Source organism: Kribbella sp. ALI-6-A (genome assembly GCF_001984195.1).
Taxonomy (GTDB): Bacteria; Actinomycetota; Actinomycetes; order Propionibacteriales; family Kribbellaceae; genus Kribbella.
Map to the genome: position 1 here is coordinate 33732 of NZ_MTQN01000006.1, position 13698 is coordinate 47429.

At 70.0% G+C, this 13698-nt stretch carries 15 protein-coding genes; 5 read left to right on the forward strand and 10 right to left on the reverse strand.

Translation table 11 applies throughout. The features are described from left to right. Window positions 1–6 precede the first annotated feature (6 nt). Together BWI15_RS02655 and macS are read right to left on the reverse strand one after the other, a co-directional pair. Window positions 7–630, reverse strand: coding sequence for a response regulator (locus tag BWI15_RS02655; RefSeq protein WP_143465390.1), 624 nt, complete (start codon window positions 628–630; stop codon window positions 7–9). 11 nt (window positions 631–641) lie between these two features. After that, window positions 642–1781 carry a MacS family sensor histidine kinase gene (gene macS / locus BWI15_RS02660; protein WP_077012664.1) on the reverse strand — a complete coding sequence of 380 codons (1140 nt, stop codon included), beginning with the start codon at window positions 1779–1781 and terminating at the stop codon, window positions 642–644. A gap of 248 nt (window positions 1782–2029) precedes the next feature. Here macS and BWI15_RS02665 point away from each other — a divergent pair, with 248 nt between their 5' ends. Continuing rightward, entirely contained in the window at window positions 2030–4390 is a 2361-nt protein-coding gene (locus tag BWI15_RS02665) for an immune inhibitor A domain-containing protein (protein WP_077012665.1), read from the forward strand. 78 nt (window positions 4391–4468) lie between these two features. On the opposite strand, the gene hflX is transcribed toward BWI15_RS02665, so the two are convergent. From hflX to BWI15_RS02685, 4 genes are all read right to left on the reverse strand, one after another. Then, window positions 4469–5962, reverse strand: a complete 1494-nt coding sequence (hflX, locus tag BWI15_RS02670) for a GTPase HflX (RefSeq protein ID WP_077012666.1) — start codon at window positions 5960–5962, stop codon at window positions 4469–4471. Window positions 5963–6045: 83 nt separating this feature from the next. Continuing rightward, on the reverse strand, window positions 6046–6888 hold the full coding sequence (gene dapF / locus BWI15_RS02675) for a diaminopimelate epimerase (RefSeq protein ID WP_077012667.1): 843 nt from the start codon (window positions 6886–6888) through the stop codon (window positions 6046–6048). Window positions 6889–6903: 15 nt separating this feature from the next. After that, entirely contained in the window at window positions 6904–7425 is a 522-nt protein-coding gene (locus BWI15_RS02680; RefSeq protein ID WP_077012668.1) for a hypothetical protein, read from the reverse strand. After that, window positions 7422–7931: a SigE family RNA polymerase sigma factor gene (locus BWI15_RS02685; RefSeq protein ID WP_077012669.1), complete on the reverse strand. Its 510-nt coding sequence runs from the start codon at window positions 7929–7931 to the stop codon at window positions 7422–7424. The genes BWI15_RS02680 and BWI15_RS02685 overlap by 4 nt, the downstream gene beginning before the upstream one ends. A 76-nt stretch (window positions 7932–8007) precedes the next feature. Here BWI15_RS02685 and BWI15_RS02690 point away from each other — a divergent pair, with 76 nt between their 5' ends. Next, window positions 8008–8259: a hypothetical protein gene (locus BWI15_RS02690; protein ID WP_077012670.1), complete on the forward strand. Its 252-nt coding sequence runs from the start codon at window positions 8008–8010 to the stop codon at window positions 8257–8259. Between the two features lie 6 nt (window positions 8260–8265). Here the strand turns inward: BWI15_RS02690 and ggt are convergent, their stop codons facing one another. From ggt to miaA, 4 genes are all read right to left on the reverse strand, one after another. Then, window positions 8266–10110, reverse strand: coding sequence for a gamma-glutamyltransferase (ggt, locus tag BWI15_RS02695; protein ID WP_077012671.1), 1845 nt, complete (start codon window positions 10108–10110; stop codon window positions 8266–8268). Between the two features lie 79 nt (window positions 10111–10189). Continuing rightward, window positions 10190–10882, reverse strand: coding sequence for a hypothetical protein (locus BWI15_RS02700; RefSeq protein WP_077012672.1), 693 nt, complete (start codon window positions 10880–10882; stop codon window positions 10190–10192). 1 nt (window position 10883) lies between these two features. Continuing rightward, window positions 10884–11405, reverse strand: a complete 522-nt coding sequence (locus BWI15_RS02705) for a SigE family RNA polymerase sigma factor (protein ID WP_077012673.1) — start codon at window positions 11403–11405, stop codon at window positions 10884–10886. Then, window positions 11392–12366 carry a tRNA (adenosine(37)-N6)-dimethylallyltransferase MiaA gene (gene miaA / locus BWI15_RS02710; RefSeq protein WP_077012674.1) on the reverse strand — a complete coding sequence of 325 codons (975 nt, stop codon included), beginning with the start codon at window positions 12364–12366 and terminating at the stop codon, window positions 11392–11394. The genes BWI15_RS02705 and miaA overlap by 14 nt, the downstream gene beginning before the upstream one ends. Window positions 12367–12509: 143 nt before the next feature. On the opposite strand from miaA, the gene BWI15_RS02715 reads away from it, so the two are divergent. The 3 genes from BWI15_RS02715 (at window position 12510) to BWI15_RS02725 (ending at window position 13620) form a co-directional block, all read left to right on the forward strand. Beyond that, window positions 12510–12707 (forward strand): hypothetical protein, encoded by a 198-nt coding sequence (locus BWI15_RS02715; RefSeq protein ID WP_077012675.1) that lies wholly within the window; start codon window positions 12510–12512, stop codon window positions 12705–12707. Window positions 12708–12794: 87 nt separating this feature from the next. Beyond that, complete coding sequence (locus tag BWI15_RS02720; RefSeq protein ID WP_077012676.1) at window positions 12795–13037, forward strand: antitoxin; 243 nt, start codon at window positions 12795–12797, stop codon at window positions 13035–13037. Between the two features lie 127 nt (window positions 13038–13164). Further along, window positions 13165–13620, forward strand: coding sequence for an NUDIX hydrolase (locus BWI15_RS02725; protein WP_077012677.1), 456 nt, complete (start codon window positions 13165–13167; stop codon window positions 13618–13620). The last annotated feature ends 78 nt before the right edge of the window (window positions 13621–13698 follow it).

The following is a 13698-nucleotide window of genomic DNA, read 5'->3' on the forward strand; positions in this document are numbered from 1 at the left end:
CAGGCGTCAGGCGCCGTCGTCGATGCCGTTCTCGATCGCGTAGCGGACCAGCTCGGCCCGGTTGTGCAACTGCAGCTTGCGCAGCGTGTTCTGCACGTGGTTCTCCACCGTCCGGTGCGACAGCACGAGCCGGGTCGCGATCTGCTTGGCGGTCAGCCCTCGCGCGACCAGGCGCAACACCTCGGTCTCCCGCTCGGTCAGCTGCGGAACCTCCGGACCGGCCCCGAGCCGCCGGTACTCCCCCAGCAGCAACCCGGCCAGCCCGGCCGAGAACACCGCGTCCCCTTCCGCAGTACGCCGTACCGCCGCGTCGAACTCGTCCAGGGACGCCGACTTCACCAGATAGCCAGAGGCGCCGTTCTTCACCGCAGCCAGTACGTCGCTCTGCTCGGCGCTGGCCGACAGCACCAGCACCCGGGTGTCCGGCAGCGCGTTGGTGATCTCCCGCGTCGCATCCACCCCCGAGCCGTCGCCGAGCTGCAGATCCATCACCACCACGTCGGGCCGGGTCGCCAGCGCGATCCGAACTCCACCGGCCACGTCGGAGGCCGTCGCGCACACGTCGTACCCGCGGCTCTCCAGATCGCGGGCGACGCCCTCGCGCCACATCGGGTGGTCATCGACGATCATCACGCGGGTACTCAAGATCTCGTCACCGTCATCTCCCACTCGGTTCCTTCACCGGGCGCCGTCCGGACCGTCACGCTGCCGCCGAGATCGGTGATCCGGCCCCGGATCGACTGGCTGACCCCCAGGTGCCCGTCCGCGCGGGCCGCGTCGAGCCGGTCGGGGGTGGTGCCGGCTCCATCGTCGCGGACCGACACCACGACGTCGGCACCGAGGTCCTCCACCACCACCCAGGACCGGGCGTCCGGACCGGCGTGCTTGGTCACGTTGGTCAGGGCCTCCTTGACCGCGGCCACGAGTTCGTTGACCACACCGACCGGCAGCACGACCGGGCCCGCCGGTACGACGACGTCCACGCGGGTCGTGGCCAACGGCAACAAAGCGCTGCACAGGTCGACCTGGCCGCGCAGCTCCGGCACCGGCCGGGACGCCATCAACGACCGCAACGCGACCTCCTGCTCGGCGGCCAGCGCGGCGAGCTCGACGGCCTCGCCACCGATCGCCGTACCGCGCCGCTGCACCTGCGCGAGCACCTGCAGTACGCCGTCGTGGATCGACCGGCTGAGCCGCAGCCGTTCCGCAGTCGCGCTCTCCGCGGCGATTGCCTCGCGCAACCTCACGTTGGCGCGGCGCATCGCGGTCGCGGCGTACCCGACGACCAGACCGGCGACCAGCAGCAGCTGCACGTTGCTGAGGATCTTGGACACGTTCTCGACGCCACGCAACGAAAGCAGAGCGAGACTGACCGTGATCGCGCCGACCAGTCCGCCGTCCCGGCCGCGTGAAATCGCGAGCGCGATCACCGGTCCGGCCGCCCAGACCGAAGTCAGCACCGATGCTCCCGCCCGGATGTCGAGCAACGGCTGGGCGAACAGCGTCGCGTACATGCAGCCGACGGTGACGACCAGGTCCGCGACCGCGAGCCGGGTGTTGCGGCGGCCCCAATGGCGGCTGTAGCCGATCGAGGCGATCACCGTCCACACACCCATCACGGCCAGCTGCAGGACGGCGCCGGACGGGCGGTGGATGCCGTCCCACCGCGTCCACACCCCGAAGCAGGCGAAGCCGAAGGTGATCACCCGGAACACGACCAGCGCCCGCCACAACGGCAGCAGCAGGTCCGCGGTGTCGCCGTGGCGCCGGTCGGGGTCCATCCCGACAGTCTGCCAAGGTGACGGGCCGCGACGCTGCGTCGTCGTACTCCAGTGGGTTGAGTGGTATTACCCCTTGCCCGGACGGAGGATTCCCCGCCTTTGTCGAAGGATTTGATCAGAACTACTTCAGCATCAGCGATTTTCCCCGTACTCTCGCGCAGAAGTTCCACGCTCGGGGGAGCACGTGGTCACGCTGCGTCAAGTCACAAGCCGCGCGTAGCGGACCTTTCACACGCAGGAGGGGAATCGTGCGCAAAGTATCTGCCGGGCTGTTCAGCCTGGCTCTGGCGGCGACGATCGGACTGAGCTCTGCCTCGTCCGGTACCGCCGCACCGCCGCAGGCGGGTCCGGCCGTCACCGGCAACGAGCAGTCGACGTCCGACGAGCTGCCCAGCCCGCTCGAGGACAAGCGCCGCGAGCTGCGCCAGGAAGCACTCACCAAGGTGCTGAACGGGTCGGCCAAGCCCGAGAAGCGTGGCGCCAGCACGGTCGTCAAGCTGGGCAAGAAGACCGCGGCCGCGAAGGGTCAGCGGACCGCCAAGGCCAAGGTCGACCAGTACGTCGAGCTGTCGCGGGAGAAGACCGACCGGATCTTCGTCGTGCTCGCCGAGTTCGGCAACGAGCGGCACCCGAGCTACCCCGACCAGGACACGGCACCGAACGTGCCCGGCCCGGCGACGTTCGAGGGGCCGCTGCACAACGCGATCCCCGCGCCGGACCGCTCGGTCGACAACTCGACGGTGTGGCAGGCCGACTACAACCGCAAGCACTACGAGGACATGTACTTCGGCTCCGGCAACTCGGTGAAGAAGTACTACGAGAAGCAGTCCTCGGGCCGCTACTCGGTCTCCGGCACGGTCACCGACTGGGTCAAGGTCCAGTACAACGAGGCCCGCTACGGCCGGTCCAACGGCTACCCGTGCACCGGCAACGTCTGCAACAACACCTGGGCGCTGGTCCGGGACGCGGTGAACCAGTGGGTCGCCGACCAGAAGGCGGCCGGCCGCACGACGGCGCAGATCACCGCCGAGCTGAAGACGTTCGACCAGTGGGACCGTTACGACTTCGACGGTGACGGCAACTTCAACGAGCCCGACGGCTATCTCGACCACTTCCAGATCGTGCACTCCGGTGGCGACCAGGCCGACGGTGACCCGCACCAGGGCGAGGACGCGATCTGGTCGCACCGCTGGTACGTCGGTCTGGCCGGTGGCCCGGCCAACAACCCGGCCGGCGGCGCGCAGCTGGGTGACACCGGCCTGTGGGTCGGCGACTACACGATCCAGCCGGAGAACGGCGGGATCAGCGTCTTCGCGCACGAGTACGGCCACGACCTCGGTCTGCCGGACCACTACGACACCTCCGGGCCGGCGATCGAGAACCACGTCAACTGGTGGACGATCATGGCGCAGAGCCGGGTCGGCAAGCCGTCCGACGGCGGTATCGGCGAGCAGGCCGCGGACCTCGGTGCGTGGGACAAGCTGCAGCTGGGCTGGCTGGACTACGAGATCGTGAACGCCGGCCAGAACCGGACAGTCGAGCTCGGCCCGCACGAGTACAACTCGGCCAAGGCCCAGGCGCTCGTGGTTCCGCTGCCGAAGAAGTCGGTGACGTCGCAGCTGCGGCCCCCGGCCGTGGGCAGCAAGTCGTGGTGGAGCGGCGAGGGTGACGAGTTCACCCGGACGATGAACCGCCAGGTGACCCTGCCGGCCGGTGCCGCGACCCTGACGTTCCAGGCGAACTGGGACATCGAGGACTGTGGCACCACCGCCTGCGACTACGCCTACGTCGAGGTGAACGACGGCACCGGCTACAAGCCGATCGCCGGCAACATCACCCAGGCCGGCGAGGGCAACGGCATCGACGGCAAGAGCAACGGCTGGGTGCCGGCCACCTTCGACCTGTCCGCCTACGCGGGCAAGACGATCGGCCTGCAGTTCCGCTACACCACCGACGCCAACACCGGTGGCTTCGGCTTCCACGCCGACGCGATCAAGCTGACGTCGGGCGCCACCACGGTGTTCGAGTCGGGTGCCGAGACCAGCCCCGAGGGCTGGACGCTGAACGGCTTCAGCTCTGTCGGCGCGACGCAGACGACGCTGCACGACAACTACTACCTCGCATCGCACATCAACTACATCTCCTACGACAAGCACCTCCGGACCGGGCCGTACAACTTCGGCTGGGCCTCTTCGCTGCCGGACAAGGTGGAGCACTTCCCGTACCAGGACGGTCTGCTGCTCTGGTACTGGGACACCTCGCAGCGCGACAACAACACCAACGTGCACCCCGGTGAGGGCCTGGTCCTGCCGATCGACTCCCACCCGGTGCCGATCAACCGGATCGACGGCCAGCTCTGGCGGCCGCGCGTGTCCGGGTACGACGCTCCGTTCGGGCTGGAGAAGGCCGACTCGTTCACGCTGCACGTGAACGGCCAGCCGAGCTACATCCGCGGCCAGGACGGCGTGCGGACGTTCAACGACAGCAAGACCTACTGGTACCCCGAGCAGCCGATGGCCGGCGTCAAGGTGCCGAACAACAAGGTCAACATCAGCGTGGTCTCCCGGACCGGGACCACCATGAAGGTGAAGGTGTCGAGCCGTAACTGATCGGCCGGCAACGCCGAAGGGCCCCCGAGGAGCGATCCTCGGGGGCCCTTCGTTCGTACGTCGTCAGGTCGCGGTGCGTCAGTTCGCCGCGGCCACCTGGTACGGCGCCAGCTCGCCGGCCAGCTGCGGGTGCACCCGGGCGGTCAGCCTGGTCCCGTCGCCGGTGTGCTCCAGCGAGTCGACCGAGCCTTCGGAGTGGACCCGGGAGACCAGGTCGCCCCGGTCGTAGGGCAGCAGGGCCTCGACCGCGACGTCCGGCTGCGGCAGCGCCGCCTCGACCTGCGCCTTCAGCTTGTCGATGCCCTCGCCGGTCCGGGCCGAGACCACGATCGCGCCGGTTTCGCGGTGCAGGATCGGGGCCAGCGCCATCGGGTCGGCCACGTCGCCCTTGTTGATCACGATGATCTCCGGAACGTCGACCGCGCCGATCTCGCCGAGCACCTCGCGCACCGCCTGGATCTGGGCCATCGGGTCCGGGTGGGACCCGTCGACCACGTGCAGCAGCAGGTCGGCGTCGGCGACCTCCTCCAGCGTCGAGCGGAACGCCTCGACGATGTCGTGCGGCAGGTGCCGGACGAACCCGACGGTGTCGGTGAAGGTGTAGACCCGGCCGTCGGACGTGGTGGTCCGCCGGGTGGTCGGGTCCAGGGTCGCGAACAGCGCGTTCTCGACCAGCACGCCCGCGCCGGTGATCGCGTTCAGCAGCGAGGACTTGCCGGCGTTGGTGTAGCCGGCGATCGCCACCGACGGCACCGAGTGCCGGCGGCGCTCCTGGCGCAGCGTGACGCGGGTGCCCTTCATGTCCTTGAGCTCGCGGCGCAGCTTGGAGATCTTGGTGTTGATCCGGCGCCGGTCGGTCTCGATCTTGGTCTCACCGGGACCACGGCCACCGATACCGCCACCGGCCGCACCGACCCGGCCACCGGCCTGGCGGGACAGATTGCCACCCCAACCACGCAGCCGCTGCTTCATGTACTGCAGCTGGGCCAGCTCGACCTGGGCCTTGCCTTCCTTGCTCTTCGCGTGCTGGGCGAAGATGTCCAGGATCAGCGCGGTCCGGTCGACCACCTTCACCTTGAGCCGGTCCTCCAGGTTGCGCAGCTGCGCGGGGGCCAGCTCACCGTCGGCGATCACCGTGTCGGCACCCAGCGACGCGACCAGGTTGCGCAGGTCGGCCACCTTGCCGGAACCGATGAACGTCGCCGGGTCGGGCTTCTTGCGACGCTGGATCACGCCGTCCAGCACCTCCGAGCCCGCGGTCTCGGCGAGCAGCTTCAGCTCGGCGAGCGAGTTCTCGGCGTCCTCGGCGCTGCCCTCGGTCCACACCCCGACCAGGAGCACCCGCTCCAGCAGCAGCTTGCGGTACTCGACCTCGCTGATGTCGGTCAGCTCGGTCGACATACCCACCACGCGCCGCAGCGCCTGGCGTTCCTCGAGCTCGAGGCCTTCCAGGCCCGGGCTCTCGCGGTCGTAACCCGTCGACGAAGTCTCCTCGTCGTCGAGCGCGTCGTCCTGGATCAGGTCGAGGTCGACGTCTTCGGTCTCTTCGTATGCGTTCGAGTGGGTCGTCATATACCTTCCATCGTGGCACGCCTCACCCGTACGGGCGAGCCGATTTCAGTGTTCAACGACGTGGCCCGGCGCTGAATTCCCGTTCAGGCGGGCAGCCAGCCCCGGTCGAACTCCCCGCGGGCGTGCACCACGGCGGGTCCGCGCAGCTCCAAGTGGTTGTCCGCGCGCCAGGTCACCGACACCTCACCGCCCGGTACGCCGACCCGGTACGTGACCGGTCGCTGCTGCCGCGCGGCCAGCGCGGAGGCCACCGTGACGGCGCAGGTCCCGGTGCCGCAGGACCGGGTCTCCCCCGCGCCGCGCTCGTGCACCCGCATCTCGACGTCGTACGGGCCGTTGCGGACGACGAACTCGACGTTCACGCCGGCCGGGAAAGCGTCTTCCGGCGACCAGCCCGGCTGGTCGACCAGGTGCCCCGGCTCGCGCAGGTCGTCGACGAAGGCGACCGCGTGCGGATTGCCCATGTCGACGTGCGTCGCGGGCCACTGGTGCCCGTTCGCCTCGACGACGATGCCGGCCGGGCCGGGCAGCCTGGGCTCACCCAGGTCGGCGGTGATCGTGCCGTCGTCGTGCAGCACGACCTCCTTGACCCCGGCCCGGGTCCCGATCCGCACCGGCTTGGCCGCGGTCAGCCCCTCGTCGACCAGGTACCGGACGAAGACCCGGATCCCGTTGCCGCACATCTCCGCGGTCGAGCCGTCGGCGTTGCGGTAGTCCATGAACCACTCGCCGCCGTCCTCGACATAGCTCTGCTTCGATCCCTCGATCACCCGCAGCACCCCGTCGGCCCCGATCCCGGCGTGCCGGTCGCACAGGAACCGCACCACCGCCGGGTCGAGCTCCCCGTGGATCGAACCGTCGGGGTCGGGCAGCAGCACGAAGTCGTTCTCGGTGCCGTGCCCCTTCAGCCAGGCGAAGGTGCTCATGGGGCAATCGTAGAGCTAACGGACCGGGTAACAGGTGCGGATCACTTCGGTCCACACCTCCTTCGGCCAGCCCTTGGCCCCGGGCGGCGGCACCTCGATGGTCGCCGTCGGCGCGAAGTCCCGCGGCTGCGACATGGGCCACCCGAACCACATCCCCGGGACAGACTCCCCATCCACCGCCGGCTCCGTCTGCCGGGGGAAGTCCCCCAGCCGCAGCCCAATGCCGTCCGCGTTGTGCTCGCCTGGCTGCGGCTCGTGCTTGGTTCGCTCGATGCGGTGATCCGTGACCAGCTGCGCACAGGTCGTCGGGCCCGTGGACGGTCCCGCCCCAGCGGCCACCGGGGTATCGCCGGCCGACGGCAATCCGAGGGCCCACCCGCCGGCACCGACAGCCACCACGGCCGTCGCGGCCGCCACGGTCAGCCCCCGACGTCGCCGGCTCCGCCGTCCGAGGATCACGGCCCTGGACAAGTACGCGTCGGTCAAGGGCAGCTCAGGCCCAGCGGCTTCGTCGAGCATCTTCTTCAGGTCGGTCATCGCACACGCTCCAAGTTGTCCAGCGGGTCGTCGATGAGATCGCGGAGCTTGCCCAACGCACGAGCCGTCTGGCTCTTGACCGTGCCCTCGCTGCACTCCATCACCATGGCCACGGTCGCCACGTCCAGGTCGCGGAAGTAGCGCAGCACAACGACCGCCCGCTGCCTGCGGGGCAACCGGGTCAGGGCGTCGAGCACGGTCAGCCGGTCCGCGTGGTCAGGACCGCTGACCGGTGTGGCGTCGAGCAGCTCGGCCGTGGCCGTCTCCCTGCGCCGCCAGAACCGCCGGCGCTCGTCGATGAAGACGTTGATCAGGATCCGGTCGGCGTACGACGCGGCCCCATCGCCCTGACGGACCTTGCCCCAATGCACGTACAGCTTGGTGCACGCGCTCTGGACCAGGTCCTCGGCCCAGTGCACGTCGCCTCCGGTCAGCAGGCGCGCTGTGCGCAGCATCCGGCCGTAGTGACCGCGCAGGTACTCCGCGTACTCGTCGTCCCGGCTCATCGATCTCCCACTCCGTCGTGATCTCACCCTGAACTACAGGCCGAGCCACCGATCGGTTGCACGTAGATTTGCTCTCATGGAGATCGCGTACTTCTGGGAGCGCGAGGACGCCGAGGCGGTCGCCGAGCGGCTCGAGGGCGATGTGCGGCGGGGACGGTTCCACGGGGAGGACGACGACGAGGACCACCCGTGGATGGTCGTGCTGCCCGCCGGCGCGGACCCCCGTGTCGTGGACGAGTACGACGGGTGGCTGGAGCCGGTCGCGGACGAGCCGGCTCCAGCGCCACCGCCGTTGCCTACGGCGCCGAAGCGGTTGAAGAAGGGTTAGGGCGCGTTAGCGCGGCCAGAGCTGGTGGACGGTGGCCGCCGATCCGCCGCCGCGGCGTTTCGGTTCGGCCGCGGCCAGGTAGCCGCCGCCGGGCAGGACCTCGAGCGCGGCGACCGCGCCGATCTCCGCGGCCGAGGTGAGCGCGTCACCGGCGAGCACCAGCTTGTGCCCGTACGGCGTGAGGTCGTCCTCGTACGCCTCGATGAAGGCCGGTTCGGCGGTCACGTTCGCCGTGTTGCGCTGCGACGCCCGCGGGGCGGCGACCGCCCGCGGCAGCGTCATGCCGCGGTCCAGCCGGTTGGTCAGCGTCTGCAGGACCGTGGTGATGATGGTCGAACCGCCCGGCGAGCCGAGCGCGAGGAACGGCTTGCCGTGCCGGAGCACGATCGTCGGCGACATCGACGAGCGCGGCCGCTTGTTCGGCTCGATCCGGTTCGGGTCGGCCGGGTCCGGGACGGCGCTGAAGTCGGTCAGCTCGTTGTTCAGCAGGAAGCCGCGGCCCGGAACGGTGATGCCGGAGCCACCGGTCTGCTCGATCGTCAGCGTGTAGGACACCACGTTGCCCCACCGGTCGGCGGCGACCAGGTGAGTCGTCGACAGGCCTTCGGTGTCCGGCCGCTCGGTCGTGGCCACGCCCGGCGCGCAGGGCGTGTACGAGCCGTCGGGCGAACCGGGCTTCACCGGCTTGACCGCGGCCGTGTCCGGGTCGATCTGGCAGGACCGCTCGGCGCCGAACCCCTTCGACAGCAGCTCCTCGGTCGGTACGTCGACGAACGCCGGGTCACCGACGTAGGCGTTCCGGTCGGCGAACGCCAACGCCGACGCCTCGAGGTAGTTGTGCAGCGCGTCCGGGGTCGACAGCTTCGACAGCTTCTTCGGCGTCAGGATGTTCAGCGCCTCACCGACCGTCGTACCGCCGGAAGACGACGGCGCCATGCCGTAGACCTCCAGGCCGTCGTACCGGACCTTGGTCGGGTCCTGCTTCAGCACCTTGTACTTCGCCAGGTCGCCCGGGGTCAGGTATCCGGGGAACATCGGCAGCGTCGCGCCGGGGGCCTTCGGCGGGTTCTTCACCACCGCCGCCATCTCGGCCGCGAGCGGGCCGCGGTAGAACGCCGAGGGGCCCTGCTTCCCGATCAGGTCGTACGTACGGGCCAGCTCCCTGTTCCTGAAGACCGTGCCGACTTGCGGTGCGTCGCCACCGGGCAGGAACAGCTTGGCCGTCGGCGTGACCTGCGCGAACCGGGCCTTGTTGTCCAGCGTCTGGCTGCGGAAGGTCTGGTCGACGACGAAGCCCCGGTCGGCCAGCTCGGCCGCCGGCTTGATCGCTTTCCTCAGCGACAGCGAGCCCCACGACTTCAGCGCCGAGTCCCAGGTCGCCAGCGTCCCCGGTACGCCGACCGACAGGCCCGAGGTGACCAGCTGGGCGAAGGGATGCGGCTGGCCGGTGGCGTCGTTCATGAACGCGTCACCGGGCATCGCCGCCGGCGCGGTCTCGCGGCCGTCGATCGTGTGCACCTTGCGGGTCTTCGCGTCGTAGTAGACGAAGTAGCCGCCGCCACCGATCCCGGCCGAGTACGGCTCGGTGACGCCGAGCGCGGCGGCGGTCGCGACGGCAGCGTCGACGGCGTTGCCGCCACGGCGGAGCACGCCGATGCCGACGTTGGTGGCCTCGGGATCGACCGAGGCGACGGCACCGCCGTACCCGATCGCGGTCGGGTTCTTCGCCGGTGGTCGCGGGGCGTGGGGCCGCGACTCGGTGGTCGCCTGGGCGGGGACTCCCCCGGCCGTCAGGCCGGTCAGGACGAGCGCACTCGCCGTCAGCGTTGCGGCCAGCTTCTTCGGTGTCACCGTGGTCCTCCGCAGGGGTCGGCGTACAGGGACAGCCCCTGCCTACCCGACCCGGGCGGTGCACGCCAGTCTTGGCGCGTCAGGAAACCGTGCAGGAATCCAGGAAGCGGCGGACCAGGTCGTCGTTCCAGTCCTGGTGCTCGATCGGCAACCGGGCGATCAGCCAGCTCCCGCCGAGCTCGACCTGACCGACCGCGCGGCCGTCGACATTGCCCAGGTGGAAGACCTTGCCGCCGGACTCGACCGCGCGGACCCCGCTCAACGACTGCGGCGCGTCGGCCGCGAACAGTTCCAGCTGTGCGGCCGCTTCGGCCGTGCGCGCGCTCGGCGGGGTCAGGACGACCCGTTTGCCGTCGGTCCGCGGGGAGGCAGTCCAGCCCCGCGGACTGAGGGTGCAGGCGATCGAGTTCCAGGGCTCCGGGTTGCTGACCAGTTGAACCCCCGCCTTCGAGAACGTCGTGACCTTGCCGCCGTCGGTCGCCGTCGAGGGTGCCGCCGAGCCCGCCGTCGCGGCACTGGGCTTCGGCGGCGGCGTGGTGGCATCGGTGGCGACCTCCGTCTCGCCACCGCCCCACCACTGCGTCTGGTCACCGGCCACCAGGACGGCGGTGGTCGCCGCGGCCACGCACAGCACACCGGTGACCCGGCGGCGCGCCTTGATCCGGCGCAACGCCCGGCGCCCGCGGGCCACGTCCGCGTCCACGTCCGCCGGGGGCAGGCCGTCGGCCGTTCGGTCGGCGAACTGCTCCAGCAGCCTCTTCACGTCGTCCACGTCAACTACTCCCCGTCGCAGGGTCCGAGGCCTGGTCGTCGGCCATCAGTTCCCTCAGTCTCTTCAGCGCTTTCGCGGTCTGGCTCTTCACGGTGCCCTCGGTGCACTCCAGGATCCGTGCGCAGGTCGCCACGTCGAGATCCTGGAAGTAGCGCAGCACCAGCACCGCACGCTGCCGTGGCGCCAGGTCCAGCAGCGCGCTCCGGACCGCCAGCAGGTCCGTGTGATCGGTGACGTCGGACTCCCGCGGCTCGAACGGCTCGGCCGTCATCACCTCGGGATGGCGCCCACTGCGCCGGCGTTCGTCCAGGAACGCGTTCACCAGGATCCGGTGCGCATACGGCCCGGCGCCCTCGTGCCGGATCCGGTGCCAGTGCACGTACACCCGGGTGCACGCGGTCTGTACCAGGTCCTCGGCGGTGTGCACATCCCCCGCGGTGAGCAGCAACGCCGTTCGCAACAGTCTGGTGCGGTCCGCGAGCACGTACTCACGGAACTCGGCCTCGCGGTCACCCCCTCGCATCCACAGCCCCCAGGCTTTCTTCCATCCCGTCTACGTCCTGGGTGCCCTTTTGGTTGCCTTCGAGGGCACGAATTGCCCGATCGACCAGATCGGGGGCGTCGTACGGGAGCCAGATGATCCTCGGGTCCTTGCGGAACCACGAGTCCTGCCGGCGGGCGAAGCGGCGGGTCGCCTGGGCGGTCTGCTCGCGGGCCTCGGTTTCGGACAGCTCGCCGCGCAGCAGAGCGATCACCTGCGGGTAGCCCAGCGCGCGGTTCGCCGTACGGCCGTCGAGCAGGCCCTGGTCGATCAGCCCGCGCACCTCGTCGACGAAGCCCTGCTCGAACATCCGGTCCACCCGCCGGCCGATCCGCTCGTCGAGCTCGGGGCGCGGCACGTCGAGCCCGAGTTGGACCGCGCCCGGATAGATCGAGGTGTGCCCGGGCAGCGTCGCGGCGTACGGCGCTCCGGTGATCTCGATGACCTCCAGCGCGCGGACGATCCGGCGGCCGTTGCTCGGCAGGATCTGCGCGGCGGCCGCGGGATCGCGCTCGGCCAGCCGCTGGTGCAGTACGCCGGAGCCGTGCTCGGCGAGCTCCTGCTCGAGCCGGGCCCGGAGCTCCGGATCGGTGCCGGGGAACTCGAACTCGTCGAGGATCGCGCGGACGTACAGCGCCGAACCGCCGGCCAGGACCGGCACCACCTGACGGCGCAGGCAGTCGTCGATCGCCGACCGGGCCAGCTGCTGGAACTCCGCGACCGTCGCGGTCTGCGTGACGTCCAGGACGTCGAGCAGATGATGCGGTACGCCGGCCCGCTCGGCCGGGGTGATCTTGGCCGTGCCGATGTCCATCCCGCGGTAGACCTGGTAGGCGTCGGCGCTGACCACCTCACCGCCCAGGTGCTTGCACAGAGCAACGGACAGGTCGGACTTGCCGGCCGCGGTGGGACCGACGACGGCGACGACGAGTGGTGCGGCCATCGGTCCAGTGTGACAGTGCGCGGGCCGGTGCCGCCCGCACGGCGTGAACTCTGGGACAAGAGCGACGGGTGGGGGTTGTGGAGAACCGGTTCGTTCGGTAGGAACAGGAGCAGTTCAGACCACCAACCGGGAGGGAATTCGCAGTGACGAACCAGTTCGAGGAAGAGACCGCGGCGGCCAAGGACGCGCTGGACAACGGCCCGCAGCTGAGCGGCGGTGACGTGGAACTGAAGGGCACCAAGGGCGGTGACTCCGGTGGTGACCTCGAGAGCGGTGGCGACGTCGAGAGCGGTGGGGACGTCGAGAGCGGCGGCGACGTGGAAAGCGGCGGCGGGAACTGAAGCACCTCCCACAGGTTCGGCCTCGCAGGTGCGATGATCCCGCTAGCTGTCTGTAAGCAGTTCACTACGCTAGGAACGGGAACCCAGATGGGCATCTTCGACAAGTTCAAGGGCAAGGCCGAGGACCTGAAGGACAAGGCGACCGACCTGGTCGATCAGCACGGCGACAAGGTCGGCGGCGGACTCGACAAGGCCGGCGACTTCGTTGACGACAAGACCGGTGGCAAGTACGGCGACAAGATCGACCAGGGTGTCGACGTCGCCAAGGACCGTCTCGACGGTCTGGACGGTCAGGACGACGACATCACCAACAGCCCGAAGCCGGCCTGATCCCGGGAGCAGACGAAGGGCCGCAGGAGTTTCCTGCGGCCCTTCGGCACGTTTCGGGTGCCCTGGGCAAGCATCGGTCCGGGCCGCGCGGACCGGACTGTCGCCGGTGACGTCTAGGGTTCTCGACGTGGAGCGATTTCAGGTGGTTCCGGCGGCGTACGTCGTCCTGCGGCGCGGTGACGAGGTGCTGATGCTGCTGCGGGCCAACACCGGCTACATGGACGGCTACTGGGCCGTCCCCGCCGGGCACGTCGAGCGAGGCGAGTCGGTGCTGGCCGCGGCAAGGCGCGAGGTGCTCGAGGAGGTCGGGGTCGACATCGATCCCGCCGACCTGCTCCCGCTCACCGCGATGCACCGCACCGGCGGCAACGGCGACCCGATCGACGAGCGGGTCGACTTCTTCTTCACCGCCACCCGCTGGACCGGCGAGCCGACCTCGATGGAGCCCGGCAAGGCCGATGCGCTCGGCTGGTACCGGCTCGACCAGCTGCCCGACCCCGTCGTCCCGCACGAGGCGCGCGTCCTGGAGGGGCTGCGCACGGGCGATCTCCCTGCGGTGATCGCCGAGGGCTTCGCCGACTGATCCACCCGCCCCCGCCGGTTCGCCCGCTGTTCACCGGGCCGGAGGCAACCACCTCTACAGTTCCTGCGTTGTCAGTGA